Source organism: Citricoccus nitrophenolicus (assembly GCF_047305825.1).
Taxonomy (GTDB): Bacteria; Actinomycetota; Actinomycetes; order Actinomycetales; family Micrococcaceae; genus Citricoccus; species Citricoccus nitrophenolicus.
This window is the reverse complement of the sequence record NZ_CP063070.1, coordinates 716,532-737,205: the sequence shown is the minus strand read 5'-3', so window position 1 is coordinate 737,205 and position 20,674 is coordinate 716,532. Positions and strand designations below refer to the sequence as shown.

At 69.8% G+C, this 20,674-nt stretch carries 13 protein-coding genes and 1 tRNA gene; 8 read left to right on the top strand and 6 right to left on the bottom strand.

Annotated features, from left to right (window positions below; all coding sequences use genetic code 11):
- Positions 1 to 27: 27 nt before the first annotated feature.
- Positions 28 to 1,464 (bottom strand): phosphotransferase, encoded by a 1,437-nt coding sequence (locus tag IMT31_RS03320; RefSeq protein WP_413543747.1) that lies wholly within the window; start codon positions 1,462 to 1,464, stop codon positions 28 to 30.
- 175 nt (positions 1,465 to 1,639) lie between these two features.
- On the opposite strand from IMT31_RS03320, the gene nudC reads away from it, so the two are divergent.
- Complete coding sequence (gene nudC, locus IMT31_RS03315) at positions 1,640 to 2,629, top strand: NAD(+) diphosphatase (RefSeq protein ID WP_413543746.1); 990 nt, start codon at positions 1,640 to 1,642, stop codon at positions 2,627 to 2,629.
- 19 nt (positions 2,630 to 2,648) lie between these two features.
- Complete coding sequence (locus IMT31_RS03310; RefSeq protein ID WP_413543745.1) at positions 2,649 to 4,841, top strand: ATP-dependent DNA helicase UvrD2; 2,193 nt, start codon at positions 2,649 to 2,651, stop codon at positions 4,839 to 4,841.
- A gap of 9 nt (positions 4,842 to 4,850) precedes the next feature.
- On the opposite strand, the gene IMT31_RS03305 is transcribed toward IMT31_RS03310, so the two are convergent.
- Positions 4,851 to 5,924, bottom strand: coding sequence for a ThiF family adenylyltransferase (locus IMT31_RS03305; protein ID WP_413543744.1), 1,074 nt, complete (start codon positions 5,922 to 5,924; stop codon positions 4,851 to 4,853).
- A 176-nt stretch (positions 5,925 to 6,100) separates the two neighbouring features.
- Here IMT31_RS03305 and IMT31_RS03300 point away from each other — a divergent pair, with 176 nt between their 5' ends.
- Positions 6,101 to 6,793: a M48 family metallopeptidase gene (locus IMT31_RS03300; protein ID WP_345355495.1), complete on the top strand. Its 693-nt coding sequence runs from the start codon at positions 6,101 to 6,103 to the stop codon at positions 6,791 to 6,793.
- Positions 6,794 to 6,844: 51 nt separating this feature from the next.
- Here the strand turns inward: IMT31_RS03300 and IMT31_RS03295 are convergent, their stop codons facing one another.
- Positions 6,845 to 8,263: a zinc-dependent metalloprotease gene (locus tag IMT31_RS03295; RefSeq protein WP_413543743.1), complete on the bottom strand. Its 1,419-nt coding sequence runs from the start codon at positions 8,261 to 8,263 to the stop codon at positions 6,845 to 6,847.
- 229 nt (positions 8,264 to 8,492) lie between these two features.
- Here IMT31_RS03295 and IMT31_RS03290 point away from each other — a divergent pair, with 229 nt between their 5' ends.
- The 3 genes from IMT31_RS03290 to IMT31_RS03280 all read left to right on the top strand — a co-directional run bounded on the left by IMT31_RS03290 (position 8,493) and on the right by IMT31_RS03280 (position 13,206).
- Positions 8,493 to 9,674 carry a PDZ domain-containing protein gene (locus IMT31_RS03290; RefSeq protein WP_413543742.1) on the top strand — a complete coding sequence of 394 codons (1,182 nt, stop codon included), beginning with the start codon at positions 8,493 to 8,495 and terminating at the stop codon, positions 9,672 to 9,674.
- Between the two features lie 157 nt (positions 9,675 to 9,831).
- Positions 9,832 to 13,008 (top strand): UPF0182 family protein, encoded by a 3,177-nt coding sequence (locus IMT31_RS03285; RefSeq protein WP_413543741.1) that lies wholly within the window; start codon positions 9,832 to 9,834, stop codon positions 13,006 to 13,008.
- A gap of 124 nt (positions 13,009 to 13,132) precedes the next feature.
- Positions 13,133 to 13,206: transfer RNA gene (locus IMT31_RS03280), tRNA-Met, on the top strand.
- A 170-nt stretch (positions 13,207 to 13,376) separates the two neighbouring features.
- On the opposite strand, the gene IMT31_RS03275 is transcribed toward IMT31_RS03280, so the two are convergent.
- Positions 13,377 to 14,168, bottom strand: a complete 792-nt coding sequence (locus IMT31_RS03275) for a PspA/IM30 family protein (RefSeq protein WP_413543740.1) — start codon at positions 14,166 to 14,168, stop codon at positions 13,377 to 13,379.
- Between the two features lie 117 nt (positions 14,169 to 14,285).
- Entirely contained in the window at positions 14,286 to 16,421 is a 2,136-nt protein-coding gene (locus tag IMT31_RS03270; protein WP_345355510.1) for a TPM domain-containing protein, read from the bottom strand.
- 226 nt (positions 16,422 to 16,647) lie between these two features.
- Between IMT31_RS03270 and IMT31_RS03265 the strand changes: the two genes are divergently transcribed.
- Together IMT31_RS03265 and IMT31_RS03260 are read left to right on the top strand one after the other, a co-directional pair.
- Positions 16,648 to 18,234, top strand: a complete 1,587-nt coding sequence (locus tag IMT31_RS03265; RefSeq protein WP_413543739.1) for a S1C family serine protease — start codon at positions 16,648 to 16,650, stop codon at positions 18,232 to 18,234.
- Between the two features lie 23 nt (positions 18,235 to 18,257).
- A complete protein-coding gene (locus IMT31_RS03260; RefSeq protein WP_413543738.1) occupies positions 18,258 to 19,058 on the top strand; it encodes a PIG-L deacetylase family protein in 801 nt (266 codons plus the stop codon).
- Here IMT31_RS03260 and IMT31_RS03255 read toward each other — a convergent pair.
- A complete protein-coding gene (locus tag IMT31_RS03255; protein WP_413543737.1) occupies positions 19,055 to 20,578 on the bottom strand; it encodes an anti-sigma factor domain-containing protein in 1,524 nt (507 codons plus the stop codon). The genes IMT31_RS03260 and IMT31_RS03255 overlap by 4 nt on opposite strands.
- Between the last annotated feature and the right edge of the window lie 96 nt (positions 20,579 to 20,674).

Genomic DNA, 20,674 nt, shown 5'->3' with positions numbered 1-20,674 from the left:
CGCCGCTGCCGCACTACGGCAGGGTGGTCAGGAGGGGTTCTTCGGGCGGCGGATGTCGAGCCGGCGGACCTCGTCCAGGTCCAGGGCCGTCGTCGGAGGCTCTGCAGCTTCCGGCCCGCCGGCCGGCCCGCTGACCGACGCAGCATCTGTCTCGGAGTCGGAGTCGGTGTCGGTCTCAGCCTCGGACTCGGCCTCGGTCTCAGCATCAGCACCGGTGCCCACGGCAGTATCCGCTGCGGGGGGTTCGAGGTTGTCGCCTGCCGGGTGCTCGTTGGCACGCTCAGTTTCTTCGGCGTCCTCGTCACGGGAGTCATCAGCGTCCTCGTCAGAGGCGAGGCCAGACGTGGTCTCCGACTCGTCCGTCTCCCGCTCGACGATGACGGCATCGTCGAGGGTGCCGTCATCGGCGCCCTCGCCGTCGTCTGAGGTGTCCTGTGGCACGCGCTCTGCGTGAGTCTCGTTCCGGAGGTCCGTTTCTACGGCAGGCTCGGGCTCGGTCCGGGGCTCCGGGGTGGGAACGGCGCGCGGGCCGGCGGGTGCGGCACTGATCTCCTGGCCCCCGTGCTCCTCCACGTCTGCCTGCAGCTCGCCCAACATGGCCTCGGCCTCGGCGGACCTGTCCTCGTCCCCCGCGGCGAGGCCGCGTACGAGCCACTGAGCCAGGGCGAACTCGGCAGCCAGCACGGCCCGCCGCAGGAGGTGCTCGTCCTGGACGGTCCCACCGGAACGATGCTGCCAGTAGGCGGTCACGACCTTCTGGGTGAACGCCTGGTTCCCAGAGGAGGCCAGCCAGGCGAAGTCCTCCGCCGGATCGCCGATGTGCAGGTCCGTCCATCCGGTCACGGAGACGAGGCGGTCCTGGTCCACGAGCAGGTTGTCCTCGTGCACGTCACCGTGCGTCACCACCGGGGTGAAGCCCCACAGCTCCATCTCCTCGAGGGCGTTCTCCCAGCGGCGCAGCAGCACCGAGGGAATGCGGCCGGTGGTCGCGGCCTGGTCCAATTCGTTCAGTCGGCGCTGGCGGAACTGGTCTGCCGTGTAGACCGGCAGGTCGGCGTTCTCCACCACGTCCGCCGGTAGGGCGTGCACCGCCGCGATGACCCGCCCGATGTCCTCGGCAGTCTTGCCGCCGAGCTCCGTGAGACCCTCCAGCTCCATCTCCACCCCGGGCATGTCGTGGTAGACGACGGTGCGCATGCCGTCGAGGCGGACGGCTCCGGCCACGGAGGGGACCCGGAAGGGCAGGGCGGCGCGGATGCCGGGGGTGAACCCGGAGAGCACCTGCAACTCGGTCTCCAGCCGCATGGCAGCCTCCTCATGCAGCGGGGAGCGCACGCGCCACCGGTTCCCCTGCCGGTCGAACACGACGGCGGCCGAGAAGTCCCGGGGGTCGTCTGGGGACCCGACCACACCGGTCGGGGACAGGTCCGGGATGGCGGCGCTGGCCAAGGCAGCAAGTTCCATGGGCGTACGATTCACATCCACCACGGTACGTTCCCGGCCCGGCGGCGGGCTGGCTCGGGCGCGGCGAGTCGCCGAATGTTCCCGACGCTGACGGTCACCGGCGCAAGTCTGTCACCGTCCACAGTCGGTGCCGTCCCGCCCGCAGGGAGTCCGGGCCGGACGGTACCGTGGAGGCATGCGCACCCCTGAAGAGATCCTCCCCGCCCTCGGGCGGTTGCCCCTGGCCCGCGAGGAGGTGGACCGCGGTTGTGAGGTCCGGGCCCGCGAGGGCTGGCTGGAACAGGTCTGGACGCGGGCTGAATCCCGCGTGCTGTGGGTCAGCGGGGGGCGTGCCCCGGTCCTGGGTGGACAACTCGTCCTGACCCGTCCGGAGGGCCGGCTGCCGGCCGGTGCGGTGTATCTGGGACGGTCCACGGCGGACACTGTCCCCGGGGCGGGGCCACGGGCGGAGTTGATCCTGCTGGTCTCGGATGACCACCCGCCGTTGACCGGTGGTGAAGCCGGAGGCCAGGCCGTGTCCAGCCTGGAGGACGTCGCCTGGGTGGGCCTGCGGGACGTGGCGGCGGCCTTGACGGACCGGGACGCCGGTGTCTTCGTCGAGGCCGTGGCGATCGCCAACTGGCACGCAGTGCACACCCACTGCCCGCGGTGCGGTACGCCCACGGAGGTCACCCAGTCCGGGTGGGTCAGGGTCTGCCCGCAGGACCGCTCAGAGCACTTCCCGCGCACGGACCCGGCCATCATCGTCACGGTCACGGACCACCAGGACCGGCTGCTGCTGGGCAACAACGTGGCCTGGGGGCCAAGCGTGTACTCCACGCTCGCGGGGTTCGTGGAACCGGGCGAGTCGCTGGAGGCGGCCGTGGTCCGCGAGATCCACGAGGAGTCCAACCTCCGGGTCCACTCGCCGGTCTACCTGGGATCCCAGCCCTGGCCGTTCCCGCAGTCACTCATGCTGGGGTACACCGCCGTCACGGACCACCCGGATGAGGCGGCTGCGGACAGGGAGGAGGTCGCCCATGTCCGCTGGTTCACCCGCCAGGAACTGGAGGATGCCGTCAGCGGAGGAGAGATCACCCTTCCCGGATCCGCCTCGATCTCCCGCGCCTTGATCGAACACTGGTTCGGCGGTGCGCTGCCCGAGCCGCGCACCCTGCAGAACTGACAGCAACAACCGGAGCACTGTGACAGACCTCTCTTCAGACATCCTGGCCGGACTGGACGCTGAGCAGCGCCAGGCCGCCACCGCCCACACCGGCCCGGTGTGCATCCTCGCCGGTGCCGGTACGGGCAAGACCAGGGCCATCACCCACCGCATCGCCTATGGGGTGCAGACCGGGGTCTATGACCCACACCGGACGTTGGCCCTGACCTTCACCGCACGGGCGGCCGCAGAGATGCGCACCCGGCTGCGGGACCTGGGTGCCCACGGCGTGCAGGCCCGCACCTTCCACTCCGCAGCCCTGCGGCAGCTGCAGTACTTCTGGCCGCAGGCGGTCGGCGGGGCCGTGCCCGAGCTGGTGGACCACAAGGTCAACATGCTGGCCGAGGCCGCCCGCCGGCTGCGTACCACCACGGACCGGGCGGCCCTGCGGGACCTTGCGGGGGAGATCGAATGGGCCAAGGTGTCCATGCGCACGCCGGACTCGTACGCTGCCGCGGCGGCCGGCCGGCAGATGCCCTCGGGCTGGGACGCCAACGGTGTGGCCCGATTGTTCCAGGGCTACGAGGACGTCAAGACGGACCGGAACCTCATCGACTTCGAGGACGTCCTGCTGATCATGGTCGGCATCCTGGAGACGGAGCCGAAGATCGCGGCCCAGATCCGGGACCAGTACCGCGTCTTCATCGTGGACGAGTACCAGGACGTCTCCCCGCTGCAGCATCGATTGCTGGATCTCTGGCTCGGCGGCCGCACTGAGCTGTGCGTGGTGGGGGACGCCTCCCAGACCATCTACTCCTTCACCGGCGCCACCTCGAGGTTCCTGCTCGACTTCCGCCAGAAGTACCCGGACGCCACCCTGGTCAAGCTGGTCCGGGACTACCGTTCCACCCCGGAGATCGTGGACCTGGCCAACCGGCTGCTCGCCGAGCGCACCCGGCAGCGCGTCCCGGTGCCGGGCCCGGACGGAACCCGCGGTCCGATGCCCCGCTGGGCCGAGCCGCTGGAACTGCTCTCCCAGCGGGAGCACGGACCGGCACCGGTCTTCGCCGAATGCACGGATGACGAGGCGGAGGCCGGCTGGGTGGCAGCCCAGGTGAAGCAACTGCTCGCGGAGGGCATCCAGGCCGCCGAGATCGCGGTGTTGTTCCGCACGAACGGTCAGTCGCAGGCACTGGAGTCCGCGTGTACCGCCGCAGGCATCAGCTACCAGCTGCGCGGGGGCGAGCGGTTCTTCTCCCGGCGTGAGGTCCGTGAGGGCATCCTCCAGCTCCGCGCCGCCGCCCGCTCCGCCCAGGACGTGGTGGGAGGTGAGGTCCCGGGCCGGGTCAAGGACGTGCTCGCCTCTCTCGGCTATGCGGACGAGGCACCGAAGGTCTCCGGAGCCACGCGGGAGAAATGGGAGTCCCTCAACGCACTGGTCGCCCTGTCAGAGGAACTGGCCTCCACCCGCGGTGACCAGTTCACCCTCACGGACCTCGTGGCGGAGCTGGACGAACGCGCGGCCAGCCAGCATGCGCCCACCGTGCAGGGCATCACGCTGGCCTCCCTGCACTCCGCCAAGGGCCTGGAGTGGGATGCCGTGTTCCTCGTGGGACTGTCCGAGGGTCTGATGCCGATCAGCTTCGCGGACACCCAGGAGGACATCGACGAGGAACGTCGGCTGCTCTACGTGGGCATCACCCGCGCACGGCTGCGGCTGTTCCTCTCCTGGACGCTGGCCCGCGGCACCGGCGGCCGCTCCACCCGCAAACCCTCCCGATTCCTGGACTCCCTGGATCCGGAGGCGGACACCCGGCACGGTGCCCAGGCCGGAGGGCGCCAGGGGCAGGGGCGACGCCGGCCCGGTTCCTCCGGCGCGGGCGGATCCGGCGGGCGCGGTGCGGGACGGAAGCGGACCCACCCGGTGCAGTGCCGCACCTGTGGCAAGACCCTGGAGACCGGCGCAGAACGTAAGACCGGCCGCTGCCTGGACTGCCCGCCCACCTATGACGAGGGTCTCTTCGAGAACCTCAAGGCCTGGCGGCTGACCACCTCGCAGGCGGCGTCCATGCCGGCCTTCGTGATCTTCACGGATGCCACCCTCGTGGCCATCGCCGAGGCCGCGCCGAAGTCCCCGTCCGAGCTGCTGCGCATCCCCGGGGTGGGTAGCTCCAAGCTGGAGAAGTACGGTCAGGACGTGCTGGAGCTCGTCAACGGCATCCCGTCTGCCTGAGGGCTCGGCTCAGGCCGCGACCTCGACCGGTCCGCAGCCACAGTCCGGGTGGGTGGCCACCGCGAGCGATTCCACCCGGCTGCCGTCGCCGTGCACCTGAAGGACCGATCCCGCGTACACCGTCCCGGTCTCAGCCCAGCGCACGGCCTGCCGGGCCGCCAGGGCCCCGGCCGCCGTCGCCAGGCCCACGTCCTCGCATCCGGCCCCCTGTCTGGCCAGCGCGGCGGAGCGCGGAAGCCGGAGGGGGTCGGCCTGCCGGGCGGAGAGCTCCCAGCACAGCGGGCACCCGCCCAGCCCGGGCATCAGCCAGGGCCCGATGAGCGCGTCATCGTCCCGCATCACCACCGGCAGGACGGGGTGGTCGGCGGAACGGGCCAGGGCGATGTAGTCCTCATCGGCAACGCCGCGGGTCACCGAGACAGTGAGCGTGCCCCCGGGGCGCGGCCGGGTGGGGGAGGTGAGGGGCAGGACCACGGTGTCCAGACCGGCGTCGTCCAACCGACGGGACAAGGCGATGGAGCGGTTGCGGCCCAGGTCCGGGGGCAGGAACCCGGTCCCCAGATCCGCCACGGTCACCTCACCGTCGCCCCACAGCGCCAGACGGCCGACGCCGGATGCGGCCAGCACGCGGGCGACCACGGCTCCGGTGCGGCCGAGCCCGAGGACCTGCACCTGGAGGTCCCGGCGGGAGGCGAAGACCTGGGCGGTCCGCTCTGCGGAGTCAGTCGCCCCGGCAGGGGAGGCCCCCGGTGCGGACGCCGGTCCCGAGTCGAGGGCCAGGGACAGGGCCAGGTCCTCGGCCAACACGTCGGAGGCATGTCCTGCCCCCGTGGGCCAGGTCGACTCGTGCCGGCGCAGGAAGGGCGCGAGGGTGGACTCGAGCGTGCGTGCGGCGGCCGGGTCCAGCTCACAGCGCCGCGCCGCGTCCGGTTCGTGGCCGTCCGGGATGCCGGGGATCAGCAGGCTGAGGTACTCCAGGGCCGCGGGCGAGCATCCGGAGAGCTGCGTCGAGCGGCTGCCAGAGCCGATCTGGACGGTGTCCTCGCTGATCTTCAACACGGTGAGCCCGGGGTCAAGACGCATCGGGGTCCTCTCTGACGGTTCGGCGGTGACGGCCTGCTGTCCCATCGTGGCACCGTCGCCCCCGGCGTGCAGGGGATATCCACAGACTCAGCCGTCAGGGGTGGCTCGGGGCAGGGGTATCCACAGTGGAGGGGACACGGTCAGCGGCCCGTCGACACGGGCGGCAGAATGGGACCATGACCTCTTCAAGGACCGGCGGGCCGCCGCGCACCGGCCGCCGGCGCGCCCCGGCCCGCACCGTTCGGGAGACGGAGGACCTCCAGGTGGACGGCACCACCGTGCGGATCGTGCGGTCCTCGCGGCGCACCCGGACGATCTCCGCCGCGTGGCGGGACGGCATGGTCCAGGTGTCTGTGCCGATGGGCCTGGGCCCGGATGCCGAACGGCAGTGGGCGCGCAAGATGCTGACGAAGGTCTCCGCGCGCAGGCCAAGCGGGGCAGGTTCAGACGCGCAGCTGCTGGCACGCGCCCGCGAACTGGCCCGTAGGTGGCTCGGCGGCGAGGTGGATCCGCGGGAGGTGGTGTGGTCCACCCGCCAACAACGCCGGTGGGGGTCCTGCACCCCGAGCACGGGCCGCATCCGGATCTCCTCCGAGGTGGCGGACATGCCCGGGTGGGTGGTGGACGGCGTGCTCGTGCATGAACTCGTGCACCTGAAGCACGTGGACCACTCGGCCGCCTTCCACACGATGGCAAACCGCTATCCGCGGCAGGTGGAGGCGATGGCCTTCCTCAACGGGGTGAGCCACGCGACGGGCCGGGGGATGGTCGGTGCGGACGCTGGATCAGAGGACGGACCAGAGGACGAGCCTGAGGACGAGGCGGGTGGCATCGGGGATGTTGGCCCAGCCGATGAATCAGTCGGCTGAGACCGCCCCCGGCTGCCTCCTCCCGCTCGTCCTCTTTCCTTCCTCTTCCCTCTACTTCTCCTCAGTGCCGCCGTCGAAGCCACCGTCCAGCAGCTTGCGCAGCTCGTCGTCCAGCCCGGCGGACTCCTGCTCGCGGGCCTCCCGCCGGCCGACGTAGCCGTCCGGATCGTCGAGGTCCTCGGGCGTCGGCTGCAGGTCCGGGTGGCGCCAGATCGCATCGCGGTACTCCCGGCCCTGGGATTCGCCGATCCGCTCCCACAGGGCGGCGGCCTCACGCAGTCGGCGCGGCCGCAGGTCCAGGCCCACCAGGGTTCCGAAGGCGTGCTCAGCAGGGCCGCCGGTGGCACGGCGCCGGTTGATGGTCTCCCGGAGGGCGTTCGCGGCGTCGAGGGGCTGGGCCGCTTCGGTGACCACCACGTCCACCCATCCCTCGATCAGGGCGAGCGTCAGTTCGAGCCGCTCCAGGGCCGCCTTCTGGGGGCCCGTGGGCTCCGGGATGAAGGACGCTCCGGCGAAGGCCTCCTGCATGGACTCGGGGTCGGATGGATCGACGGACCGAGCCGCCTCCTCGATCTTGGACATGTCGATGTGCACGCCGGCGGCGTACTGCTCGATCGCCGCGTACAGATCCCGTTCCAGCCAGGGGGAGTGCACGAACAGCCGCATGCGAGCCACCTCGCGCAGCGCCAGGTAGATGCGGATCTGCTCGTCCGGCACCTCGAGACCGTCGCCGAACTCCTCGATATTGACCGGGACCATGGCCAACTGGTGGCCGGCCACCGGGAAGCCGGAGTCCGTGCCCGAGAGCACCTCCTGGGCCAGCGCGCCCACGGCCTGGCCGAGCTGGAGGCCGAACATGGTGCCGCCCATGTTCTGCAGCATCGGCTGCAACCCCTCCAGCATGCCCTGCATGCCCTGCATCTCCTCAGGGATCTGGCCGGGCAGCTGGTCCTTCAGGGCCCGTGACATGGCCTCGGACATGGAGACCGCCACGGGTTCGGTCAGCCGCTGCCAGGTGTCCATGGAGGCCTCCACCCATTCGGCGCGGGACCAGGCCTTGCCGAGCAGGCCGGTGGACTCGATCTCGGTGGCGCCGTCCAGCCAGAGCTCGGCGAGTCGAAGGGCCTCATCGATCTCCCGCCGGGCGAAGGAGCCGACCGTCGGGTCCTGGCCGGCTGCGGCCTGCCGGGCGGACTGCCGGGCGAGTGTCCAATTCACGGGGCCGTCCTCGGGGGAGGACTGCATCATGGACTGGAACTGTTGCATCATCTGGGACATCATGGCCGGATCCAGCTGCGAGGGGTCGAACGGCAGGCCGCCGGGTCCGGCCGCGTCGCCACCACCCATTCCGCCGAGGGCGCGCCGCAGCTCCTCGGGATCGGGGGCGTTCGCGCCGAACATGCGGCGGAGCATCTCGTTCAGCGCGTCGTCGCCGTCGGGGGAACCGGGGCCGTTCGGAGGATTCGTCATGCGTTCCAGCGTATCGGCGCAGCGGGTCCGTGTCCGTAGCGGGTCAACCGGTTCACTGTGGGCGCACAGCCTCCGTGCCGGGTGTGACCTTTCCGGTCTGGTGCCTGGCCGGGAACCCGTAGAATGGATGGCAGACCAGAACGGCCCGGTCAGTCGGGCCGTACGCCTCTGCCCGCAGGACCCGCAGGACGCTGGACCGGGGCAGTCTTGTGAAGACAGGTGCCCTGACGTGTCAGAGAGCGGACACCAGCCGACGACGGCGTCGGCCGCGCCCGGCTCCGCGACCCCGGACGCCAACGACTGGACCTCCCAGAGGGGGCACGTGGGGGCGGCCGCCGACCTGTCCGTCATCAGCCGCAGGAAGCGAGGAGGCCGTCGTCGCCGGCGGGTGACCGCCGTGGCGGGTGCCGTGGCCGGCCTGCTCACGCTCACCGCCGTGGTGCTGCCCAGCCCCTTCATCATCGAGTCGCCCGGACCCACGTTCAACACCATCGGCGAATTCGAGGGAGAGCCGGTGATCTCCGTCAGCGGCGCCGAGACGTACCCCACGGACGGCAACCTGGACCTGACCACCGTGTACGTATCGGGTGCCCCGACAGGCTGGACCACGTTCCTTGACGTGATCCGCAGCTGGGCCGCCCCTGCCGACGCCGTCATCCCGCAGGAGTTGGTCTACCCCTCCGGAACCACCTCGGACCAGGTCGCCGAGCAGAACGCGGAGGCCATGACCACCTCCCAGAGCTGGGCGATCGCCGCCGCCCTGGAGAACCTGGGGACCGACTACCTGCAGACGTTGTTCGTGGCTGGATTCACCGAGGAGTCCCGGGCCGCCGGCCTGTTGGAGCCGAAGGACCAGTTGGTGACCGCGGACGGCGTGGAGGTGACCGGGCTCGAGGGGCTCAAGGATCGGCTCAACGCCTCCGGCGGCGAGGACGTGGAGCTCGGCATCGTCCGAGGTGGGGAGAGAACCAGCATCGATGTCCCCGTCTACCCGGGCGCCGCGGGGGAGTGGCTGATGGGTGTCTACCTCGATTCCGACTTCGAGTTCCCCGTGGACGTCTCCGTCACCCTGGATAACGTGGGTGGTCCGAGCGCCGGCATGATGTTCGCCCTGGGCATCATCGACGAACTGACCCCGGGCGCCATGGCCGGGGGCCGGCACATCGCCGGGACGGGCACCATCGACCCGGACGGAACAGTCGGGGAGATCGGCGGCATCGTGCAGAAGGTCTCCGGCGCCGCAGACAGCGGGGCCGAGGCGTTCCTGGCCCCGGAGGGCAATTGCGCCGAGCTCGCGGGCCGGGCCCCGGACGGCATCACGGTCTACTCCGTGGCCACCCTCGAACAGGCCCGCTCCGCGGTCGAGGCCGTGGGCAGCGGCGGGACTCCGGAGGTGCCGACATGCGGCTGAACGGAACCGCCCGGGGGGCGGCCCAGCGCCGCGCCGGCCGGGGCACCATCCTGTGGGAACGCCACGGCGGATCCCACCACAGACTTCGGCGGACAGGCAGTGCCGCCATTGCAGTGCAGAACACAATCGGCGCGAGGGCGCAGAGGGGCAAGGACACGTGAGTTTCGGACAAGGATTTGGTGGTCTCTTCGGGGGATCAGACGAGGGCCGCGGCAATGACCGCGGTGCGGGGGGCTCCGGCGGTCCCTTCGGCGGTGGTCCCGGGGGTCAGGGAGGCCCCGGTGGGCCCGGCCGTCCCAGTGGGCCCGGGCAGCCCGCGCGGCCCGGTGGTGGTTCCTCCACCGGTGGAGGCGGCTCCCGGCGTCCCTCGGCCCTGGTGCTCACCATCGTGGCGCTGGCAGTGCTCGTGGTGGTGTTCATGTTCTTCGCCGGCGTCTACGCGGACGTGCTCTGGTTCAACCAGGTCGAGTTCTCTGAGGTCTTCTGGACGGAGATCTGGACCCGTGCCGCGTTGTTCGTCATCGCCGGCGTCCTGATGGCCGTGGCCGTCTGGTTGTCCATGTGGTTGGCCTGGCGCGCCCGTCCCAAGAACCTGCAGGGCCAGGCACGGGACTCCCTCGCGCAGTACCAGAAGCAGCTCGAGCCCATGCGCCGGCTGGTGTTCATCGGCATCCCGGCAGTCATCGGCTTCTTCGCCGGTTCCGCGGCCATGAATGCGTGGCAGGACGTCCTGCTGTTCTTCAACCAGGAACCCTACGGGCAGACTGACCCCGAGTTCGGGCTGGACTACATGTTCTACATGGCCAGTCTGCCGTTCTTCGGCCTGATGATCGGCTTCCTCATCTCCGTGGTGCTGATCGCCGGGATCGCGGGCCTGCTGGTGCACTACCTGTACGGCAGTGTCCGCGTGAAGGAGCAGGGCGGGCTGGTCGTCGAGCCTGCTGCCCGCGTTCACCTCGGTGTCTTCGTGGCGATGTTCCTCCTGTTGCAGGCCGGCAACTACTGGCTGAACCGCTACCGGACCCTGCAGTCCCAGGACGGCAACTGGGCCGGTGCCATGTACACGGATGTCAACGCCGTGATTCCGACCTCCGCCATCCTGGCCGTGGCAGCCGCCCTGGTGGCCATCCTCTTCATCGTCACCGCCATCACCGGACGCTGGAGGATCTCCCTGGTCGGCGTTGCCGGCCTGGTGATCGCCGCGATCGTGGCCGGTGCTGCCTACCCGTTCCTGATCCAGACGTATCAGGTCGAGCCTTCCGAGGTGACCCTGGAGCAGGACTACATCGATCGCAACATCGAGCACACCCGTGAGGCCTACGGGTTGGCGGACGTCGAATCCACCAACTACGCCGGGGAGACCTCGGCGGAGGCCGGTAGTCTCGCTGAAGAGTCGGCGAACACCGAGAACATCCGTCTGATGGACCCGAACCTGCTCTCCCGCACCTTTGGCCAACTGCAGCAGTTCCGGCCGTACTACGGATTCCCGGAGACCCTTCACGTGGACCGCTACGAGGTGGACGGTCAGACGCAGGACACCATCATCTCCGTGCGTGACATCAACGTGGACCCCACGTCCTCATGGGTGAACCAGCACATCACCTACACCCACGGCTACGGCCTGGTGGCGGCGGATGCCTCGGAGGTGGCCGCGGGCGGGCGCCCGTCCTTCCTGCTCTCCGGCATCCCGACCTCCGGTGAGTTGGGCAGTGACGAGACCTATGAGCCGCGCATCTACTTCGGCATGAACTCGCCGAGCTACTCGATCGTCGGCGCCCCCGAGGGCGCGCCGGAACGTGAGCGCGACCGCCCGCAGGACGCCTCCAGCGACCAGGACACCACCTATACCTTCAGCGGTGAGGGTGGCCCATCAGTGGGGAACTTCTTCAACCAGCTGATCTACGCCATCCAGTTCGGTGCCACGGAGATCCTGCTGTCCTCGGATGTCAACGAGGAATCCCAGATCCTCTACGACCGCAATCCGCTGGAGCGCGTCCAGAAGGTCGCTCCGTACCTGACCGTGGACTCCAATGCCTATCCGGCGATCGTCGGGGACCGCGTGCAGTGGGTGGTCGAGGGGTACACCACCTCGAGTGCCTTCCCCTACTCCACCGGTCAGCAGTTGGACTCGGCCACCCGGGACGCCCTGAACACGGATGCCGCGTCCAACCTGACCGGCCAGGTCAACTACATCCGGAACTCGGTCAAGGCCACCGTGGACGCCTACGACGGCACAGTGACCCTCTACGCCTGGGATGACGAGGATCCCCTGCTGAAGGCCTGGCAGAAGGTCTACCCGACCTCGTTGCAGCCCTACTCGGAGATGAGCGCCGAGCTGATGGACCACATCCGTTACCCGGAGGACATGTTCAAGATCCAGCGCGAGCTGTTGGGTCGCTATCACGTGACCAACCCGGTCGACTTCTACGAGAACAACGATGCCTGGTCCGTGCCGGTGGATCCCACCCAGGACGATGACACGGTCAAGCAGCCGCCCTATTACATGTCCCTGCGCATGCCCGGCAAGGACGAGCCAGCGTTCTCCCTGACCAACACCTATATCCCGCAGCTCACGCAGGGTGCCCAGCAGCGCAATGTGCTGTACGGGTTCCTCTCCGCGAACGGTGATGCGGGCACGGGGGAGGACGGGGTGAAGTCGGAGGACTACGGCCATCTGCAGCTGTTGGAGCTGCCACGTCAGACGGCCATCCCGGGGCCGGGCCAGGCCCAGGCGAACTTCGACTCCAACGCGCAGGTCTCCCAGGAGCTGAACCTGTTGCGTCAGGGTGCCTCCGAGGTCATCAACGGCAACCTCATCACCCTGCCGGTGGCCGAGGGCATCCTGTATGTCCAGCCCGTCTACATCCAGTCGACGGGTCCGACCTCCTACCCGACCCTGCGCAAGGTCCTGGTCTCCTTCGGTGACGAGGTCGGCTTCGCCAACACCCTCCAGGACGCACTGGACCAGGTGTTCGAGGGCGACTCCGGGGCCTCCACGGCGGACGGCCAGGATCCGACGGAGGGTGATGGAGAGGGCGAGCCCGGTTCGCAGCCGAACGTCCCCGAGACGCAGAGCGAGCAGCAGAAGCTCGGCGAGGCCCTGCAGGACGCCAGCGCCGCCATCCAGGCCTCGGAGGAGGCCATGGCCTCCGGTGACTGGGCCGCCTACGGCGAGGCCCAGTCGCAGCTCAACGACGCCCTGTCCCGTGCGACCGCGGCCGACGACGCCATCCGTGGCGAAGCCGGCGGCGCGGATGCCGAGGCGCCGGCCGACGGCGAGCAGCCAGCCGACGGCGAGGCGACGGACCAGCCGACCGAGGGTACTGACGGCTGAGCCCCTCGGGGCCACGGTGAACCCCACGTGGCCTTCCGGTAGCCGCCGGATGGCCACGTGGGGAACGCCACTCGCTCCTCGATTTGGTGTTCCGCCGAGACCTGCGTATAGTCATATGAGTCGCCGCGGGGTGGAGCAGTTCGGTAGCTCGCCGGGCTCATAACCCGGAGGTCGCAAGTTCAAATCTTGCCCCCGCAACGAAAAGGGAAAACCCCCGAACCATTGGTTCGGGGGTTTTCTGCTGTCCGGCCCCATCCGGAGACGACGACGGCCCCCCGCCTTCCGCGAGCCCTGCGAGGACCGCAGGGGGAACGGAAGGTGAGGGGCCGTTGTTGCGTCCCGGGACGCAGCATTGCCCGACGCTGGGCTCAGCTGTTGGTGGTGGCACCTTCGCTGTAGTCCAGCTCGGACTCCCCGGCGGGGGCATCCCCAGCGGTGAGGGAGGGGGTGCCACCGGACTTGAGTGCGGCCAGGCGGGCCTCGACCTCGGTCTGCTCGCCCAGGTCCTCGAGGGACTCGAACTGGGCGTCCAGGGAGGATGCTGCCAGCTCGTTCTGACCACGCACGCGGGCCTCCTCGCGGCGGACCTTCTCCTCGAAGCGGTTGACCTCGGAGGAGGGATCCATGATGTCGATGGACTTCACGGCATCGTGCACCGCGGACTGGGCCTCGGCGGACTTGGCGCGGGCGGTCAGCTCGTCCCGTTTGGCGACGAGCTGGCGGCGCTTGTCATTCATCTTGTCCAAGCCGTCCTTGAGCTTGTCCACGATCTCCGTCTGGGAGGCGATGGTCGGCTCGGCGGCCTTGGCGGACTTCTCAGCATCCATCTGACGCTCGATGGCGACCTTGGCCAGATTGTCGAACTTGTCCGCGGACGCGGTGTCCCCGGTGGTACGGAACTGGTCCGCCTTGCTCGAGGCGGCCAGAGCCTTCTGGCCCCAGCTCTTGGAGGCGTCCAGGTCCTCGTTGTAGTCGTCCTGGATCATGCGCAGGTTACCGATGGTCTGGGCCACGGCGGCCTCAGCCTCGGAGATGCTGTTGGTGTAGTCGCGGACCATCTGGTCCAGCATCTTCTGCGGGTCTTCGGCCTTGTCCAGCATCGAGTTGATGTTGGCCTTGGCCAGGGTTGCAATACGGCCGAAAATAGACTGCTTCACCACGTTGTCGCCTTCCGCTCATTCCGTGAGGGCCCCGGGTTTTCCGGAGCTCCGTCTCCCGTGCCCCGCTTGGCGGGCGTTGGGCTCCGGCGCCTCGCGGTGCCGGAAAATCGATCCTGCCTAGAAACTACCGCCCCCGAAGTCGCCGAAGCCACCGCCACCACCGAAGTCTCCGCCGCCCAGGCCGCCGCCACCACCGAAACCGCCGAAGCCACCGCCGCCCCAGTCGCCGTGGTCACCGTCTCCGCCGAGGATGCCGCCCATCAGGATGCCACCGAGAAGGGCCCCGCCCAGACCGGCTCCGAAGCCACCACCCCCGCCGTAGCCGCCGCGGCCTCCGTATCCGGCACCGGCGCCGGCATAGCCACCGCCACCGCCCCAGTGGTTGAGGTCCTGCTGGGCCAACTGGCTGGCCCGGTCCGCCAGGGAACTGGACTGGTGGGCCATGTTCAGGGCGGTCACCGGGTCCTGGCCCGAGAGCCGGGCTGCCTCCTGAAGCGTGCGCTCGGCCTCAGCCAGCTTGGTGCGGGCCTGGCTGCCCACGGCGCCGCGTCGGGCGGCGATGAAGTCCTGGGTACCGTCGATCTGCGCCTGGGCCTGCAGGATGGCGGACTGGAGCGAGGCGGCGGCGCGGCGCTCCTGATCCTGCCGGTCCCGGATGCCCGAGAGTGGGGCATCCAACTGGCGGTGGGCCTGCTCCAGTGATTGCAACAGCCGGAAGGGTGCCGGCCGGCCCGATTCGATCTCTGACCTCACCCGGGTCAGGGTCTGCTCCATGCCGGCTGCGGGCCCCGCGAGCTCTGGGTGCTGTCCTGCCGCCACGAGCGCCTGCGCCTGGGCCAGATCCTGCTGGGACTGGTCAACACCGGTCTTCAGGTTCTCCATGGCGCTCTCCAGGTGGGCATGGGCCTTGGTCACGGCCTCCACCAGGGTGGAGGTCTGGGACACGGCCTCCTCGCCGGCCCGGATCGCCAGGACGGCGGTGGATGGGTCTGAGGCGTTCAGGGACTCCTCGGCCTTCTGGGCGGCGGAGCGGACGAACTCCAGACGCTCCCTGGCCTGGGTGGCGTTGTCGGTGACCTCTGCCAGTGCCACGTCCGCGTACCGGTGGTGCAGGTCCACGAGACCCCGTTCGGCCTGGGCCACCGTCTTCGCCACCTCGTCCGCACGGGCGTTGAGGGACTCCAGGGCGGAGCCTGCGTTCTTCTCCAGGTCGCGGAGGTCGTCGAACTCCCGGGTGTGGGAGGAGAGGGACTCGTTCACGGCCTTGCACCGGGCGATGATGTCCTTGAGCCAGGCGCGCTGCTGCTCCTCGGTGTCCGGGATGTGGTCATCCAACTGGTTCTGCAGTTTGTAGGACTCGCGCATGTGGTCCTTGGCGGTCTCGATGTCCTTCATGAAGGTGCGCACCGAGTCCTCGCCATAGGACGCCATGGCGAAGCCGACCTCCTGCTCCGAGGACCGGATGGCGTCATCCGCGCCCACCAGCATGGAACCGGCCTTGGTGCGGAGGTCCTCCACCGACATCTCGTCCAGCGGGTCCTTGGGCCCTTGCGCCCCTCGGGCGGACTGACCCTGCCGCTCTGCCTTGGAGGAGTTGCGGCGCATGAGGAAGTAGCCGCCGCCCGCCAAGGCGGCCACGGCCACTCCACCGGCGATCCATCCTCCGGCGCCGCCGCCCTCTCCTGACGTGGAGGACCCGGAGACGCGGCCATCTGCAGCGTCAGCAATCCCGTTGGCCGCCGAGAACGCCACCGTCTCCCAGTCGTCCTCACCCACGGACGGCAGTTCGGGGGCGATGTACTCCTGGATGATCTCGTCCTGCAGCGGGTAGATGCTGTTGGCCTGGTCGGCGCCATACCGGTAGTCGCCTGACTCCACGGACACGGCCAGGAGGGAGTCCGTGGAGCCCATGGAGTTGGCCTCGGTCACCTCGAGCGCCCACTCGCTGGGGTCCATGGGCTGACCGGACTCGTCCGTGAATTCGTCCACGTACAGCACGAAGAGGTTCTGCCCCTCCTCGGTGCGCAGATCGTTGATGGCCTGGGTGATCTCCTGTTCCTCGGCGGAGGTCAACACCTCGGCCTGATCCACCACGAAGGTGCGCGGCGGGATGTCCACGGGCGCCTCGGCATGTGCCGCGTCAGCCAGCGCCAGTCCGCAGAGCGTGACCAGCCCGGAGGCCGCCAGCGCGCTGGCGGTCAGGACAGCGGGGGAGAGACGGCGGGTCGGCACCGCGCGGGCCTGGGACTTCATGGATCACCCTTCTGGGGGTACACGTGGGACGGTGGCTCTGATGAGAAGTCTATGGGCCGAATCCGGACGTTTGCCATGAACAACGCAGGACGGTGTGCGCCACGGGCGAATTACGGAGGGTGTTGTCAGGGATCATTCAGGCAATGCGCTCCCATCGAACAGCAATGCGCGGGAGAATGGTGTGCGCAGAACGGGCCACCACCACTGCGGTGACTGGCAGGAAAGGATGACCACCATGAATGACGCGGACCGCCCGGGCACCGGGGGAACCGACAGCACCGAGGGCACTGAAGGCGCCGGTGGAGCGGACGGCGGGACGAGGCCCGTCCCCCCGCGTCCGGAGTCACCGCCCACGTCCGCGCCCGTCTCCGCCAGCCGGGAACCCTACCCGCGGTGGGACGACACCAGGTCCCTGCCGCACACCGACGCCCCTGGCCCCTCGTCTGATCCGGCCCCCGGCGCCCCGTCCACTCCCGCCGAGGGCGTCCCCGTGTCAGCCCCTGCATCGGCTGGCCAGCCGGCCCCGGAGAGAACCGGGGCCACGGGCACGAAGCGCCGCTCCGTGGGCGTCGGCACGCTGATCGCGGGCATGCTGATTGCGGGCCTGGCCGGTGGCGGCGTGGCGGCCGGCGTCAACGCGGCCACCGGTGAGGACACCGGCGCGTCGGGTGGCGGCACCGGCACCGTCCAGGAACAGGGTCACGGACTGGACATCAACCGCTCCGAGGATGCCACTGCGGTCACCGCCGCTGCCGCCAAGGCGGCCCCGTCCGTGGTGACCCTCTCGGTCGCGGACGGCCAGTCCTCGGGTTCCGGTTCCGGAGTGATCCTGGATGACCAGGGGCACATCCTGACCAACACCCACGTGGTGACCCTGGGCGGCCAGTCCGGCTCGGCGGACGTCACGGTCCAGACGGCCGACGGGCAGGTGCACGCCGGAACCGTGGTGGGCACGGACCCGGAGTCGGACCTCGCCGTGGTGAAGATCGAGGCCGAGGGCCTGACTCCCATCGAGATCGGGGACTCCTCAGAGTTGAACGTGGGCGATTCCGCCATCGCGATCGGCGCCCCGCTGGGACTGGCCGGAACCGTGACGGACGGGATCGTCTCCAAACTGAACCGCACCATCTCCGTGGCCTCCTCGGCGGTGCCGGAGGACAGTGGCGAGGGCGGGGGAGGGAACGCCCCTGAGTTCGAGATCCCCGGCTTGCCGTCCCCGGAGCAGCAACAGTCCCAGGGCTCCATCTACATCAACGTCATCCAGACCGATGCGGCCATCAACCCGGGCAATTCCGGCGGTGCCCTCGTGGATGCCGAGGGCCGGCTGATCGGCATCAACGTGGCCATCGCCTCCGCTGGGGGCGGCGCATCCACTGACACGTCCGGCAACATCGGTGTGGGATTCTCCATCCCGATCGACCACGCCCAGCGCGTGGCCCAGGACCTCATCGAGAACGGTGAGGCCACGCACGGATTCCTCGGGGTGTCCGTCACGCCGCAGCCGGCCACTCCGCCCGGGGACGAGCCAGAGGCCGAGGGCGCCAGCATTCGCGACCAGGCCGCCGCCTCGGGTGGTTTCAGCGCCGGCGCCCGCGTGGTCGAGGTCGTGGAGGACTCCCCGGCCGCCACCGCGGGACTGCAGGAGGGAGACGTCATCACCGGGCTCGGTGACCGGACCGTGGCGGACAGCCAGTCCCTGACCGCGGCGGTCCGTGAGTACCCGGAGGGGGACACGGCCACCGTGCACTTCACCCGGGACGGCCAGGAGCAGTCCGCGGACGTCACCTTCGTCGCGGATGCCGAGGAGGGCTAGCCGCAGGAGGCACCATGGAGGACATGATGCCCTTGAAGACCCCCGCTGAGCTCGCCGCCGACCACGGATGGACGAAGGTCCTGGCCTTCGGCGCCCATCCGGACGATCTGGACTTCGGGGCGGCCGCCACGGTGGCCGGGCTGACGCGGGCCGGCGTGGAGGTCACCTACGTGGTCATGACGGACGGCGATGCCGGGGGATTCGAGACCGAGAACCAGCACACCATGACTGAGCGGCGGCACCGCGAACAGCGTGAGGCCGCTGCGCACCTCGGGGTGCGGGACGTGGAGTATCTGGGGGAGCGGGACGGCTACCTCGAGCCCAACCACGCAGTGCAGTCCAAGGTGGTGGAGGCGATGCGGCGTCACCGGCCGGACGCGGTGTTCACCATGTCCCCCGAGCGGGACTGGAGCCGGCTGCAGCGATCGCACCCGGACCACCTCGCCGCCGGCGAGGCCGTGGTCCGTGCCAGTTACCCGGCGGTCGAGAACCCCTTCGCCTACCCGGAGCTCGCCGCCCGGGGGCTGGAGGCATTCCACCTCAAGTGGCTCGTGGTCTACTGCCACCCCGCGGACCGGTCCAACCTGGCGGTGGATGTGACCGGGTTCGAGCAGGACAAGCTGGCGGCCCTGCGTTTCCACGCCTCACAGCATCCGGACGTGCAGAGGATGGAGGGCTTCGTCCTGGACGGCATGGAGCAGCTCCACCGGGACTGGGTCAGCGCGCACGGCCCGGAGGCGGGCGCAGCGGATGCGACGCGGCGGTTCGTGGAGACCTTCCAGTTGGTCAGCGTCAACGACGCCTCCACCATCAGTGGCTTCTAGTCCGAGGACGGGCTGGGCGTGTTGTTCGGATGGCCCCCGTAGATGGGGCCCTGCGTGACCTGGTGGACCAGGTCCACGCTGCCGAGCTCGGCCGTCGTCGGGGTCTCCGAGCCGCCCTCGGGCTCGAGGGTGACCACGAGGTCCCGGAAGCGCTCGACGCCGCGGAAGGTGACCGGGTCCTGGAGGTCCTCTGCACTGTGGGCGCCCAGGCTGTGCGGGGCCGAGCCGTCCGTGGGGAACAGCCACAGTTGGAACTCGGTGCCCTCATCCGGCACCGGCAGCCCGGCGAACGTCACGTAGGCCATCCCGGACTCCTTGGACACGTGGCCCTGCATCGAGCCGCCCTCGGTGAGCGAGACCTGCTGGGTGGTGAAGGAGTCCTCGGCACGGTTGACCTCGGCCACGATGTTCGGCCCCATGATCAGCCGCACCACGGTCCACAGCCCCAGGGCCAGCACCAGGAGTCCGGCCACCACCAGCATCCACTTCTTCACGGGGCGCCGCGACGCGGATCCGCCTTCGCGCTCGTCAGACGGGCCCAGCCCGTCCACGAGCCCCATGCCCACGTCCTGGGCCGGCAGCCGGTGCAGGACCTCGTCCAGCAGCTCCGACGGCGGCTCGGTCGCCAACCCGCGGAAGGCCCAGGTCACGGTGCGGCGGGCCGCCTCGATCCGGGCGCGCCACAGGGTGGTGAACTCGGGGCCCTCGAGACTCAGGTGGCGGTCCAGTTCCTCGCGTTCCGCGGCGGAGACGGCGTCAAGCGCCACCAGGTCCGCCCACTCCTTGCCCAGACCGTTCTCCAGGTCCTGACTCAGGTTGAGGGTGAAGTTGCGCGTGGTGCCCGTCCGGGCGGCGATCTCCGGGGTGACGGCCCGCTGCAGCACGGGGTCCTCATTGCCGGAGCGCCCGAGGAACTTCTCCTGGTAGCGCGCGGAGATCCGTTGGACGGCGTCCCGCAGGCGAGATTTCACCGTGGGCACGGCCACCCCCAGTTCCTCGGCCACCTGGCGGTAGGTGCGCCCGCCGGCCCAGGCCAGGTCCAGGGCCTCGAACTGGGCCGGGGTCAGGATGCTGAGCACGGTGGTGGGTTCGCGCCGGCCGGCCTCAGAGGCTCCTGCGCCCTCCGGCAGCAGGTCCTCCCCATACCCCGGAAGTGAGTCCTCGCGGAGCAGCTGCGTCATGGTGCCGTGGGCCAGGACCTCAAGCCAGCACAGCACGGAGCGGTGCCGTATGGTGGCCGAGTCCTCGTCGAACTGCTCGTGGGGGGCCTCATCCCAGGCGCGGAGGAACGTCAGGACGGTGGCCTCCGCAGCGTCCGCCTCGGAGGCGAAGAGCGCGGAGGCCATGCCGTACACCCAGGGTGCCGTGGCGTCGTAGAACGCGGAGAACGAGGCCTGGTCGCCCTCGCCGGCCAGCGAGAGCAGATCATCGAGCCCGGGCAGTCCGAGGTCAGCTGCCGTCGGCGAGGCCGCCGACGGGGCCGGGGCGGGATCGGAGAGTCCGGAGGCATGCTGATTCATGGTGGTCCCAGCATAGAAAGAGTGCCGCCTTCCGAGCCGCCGCCACGCGGACCGTGACCGCACTGCAATCAGCTGCGGGCAAGGAACCTGGGGGTG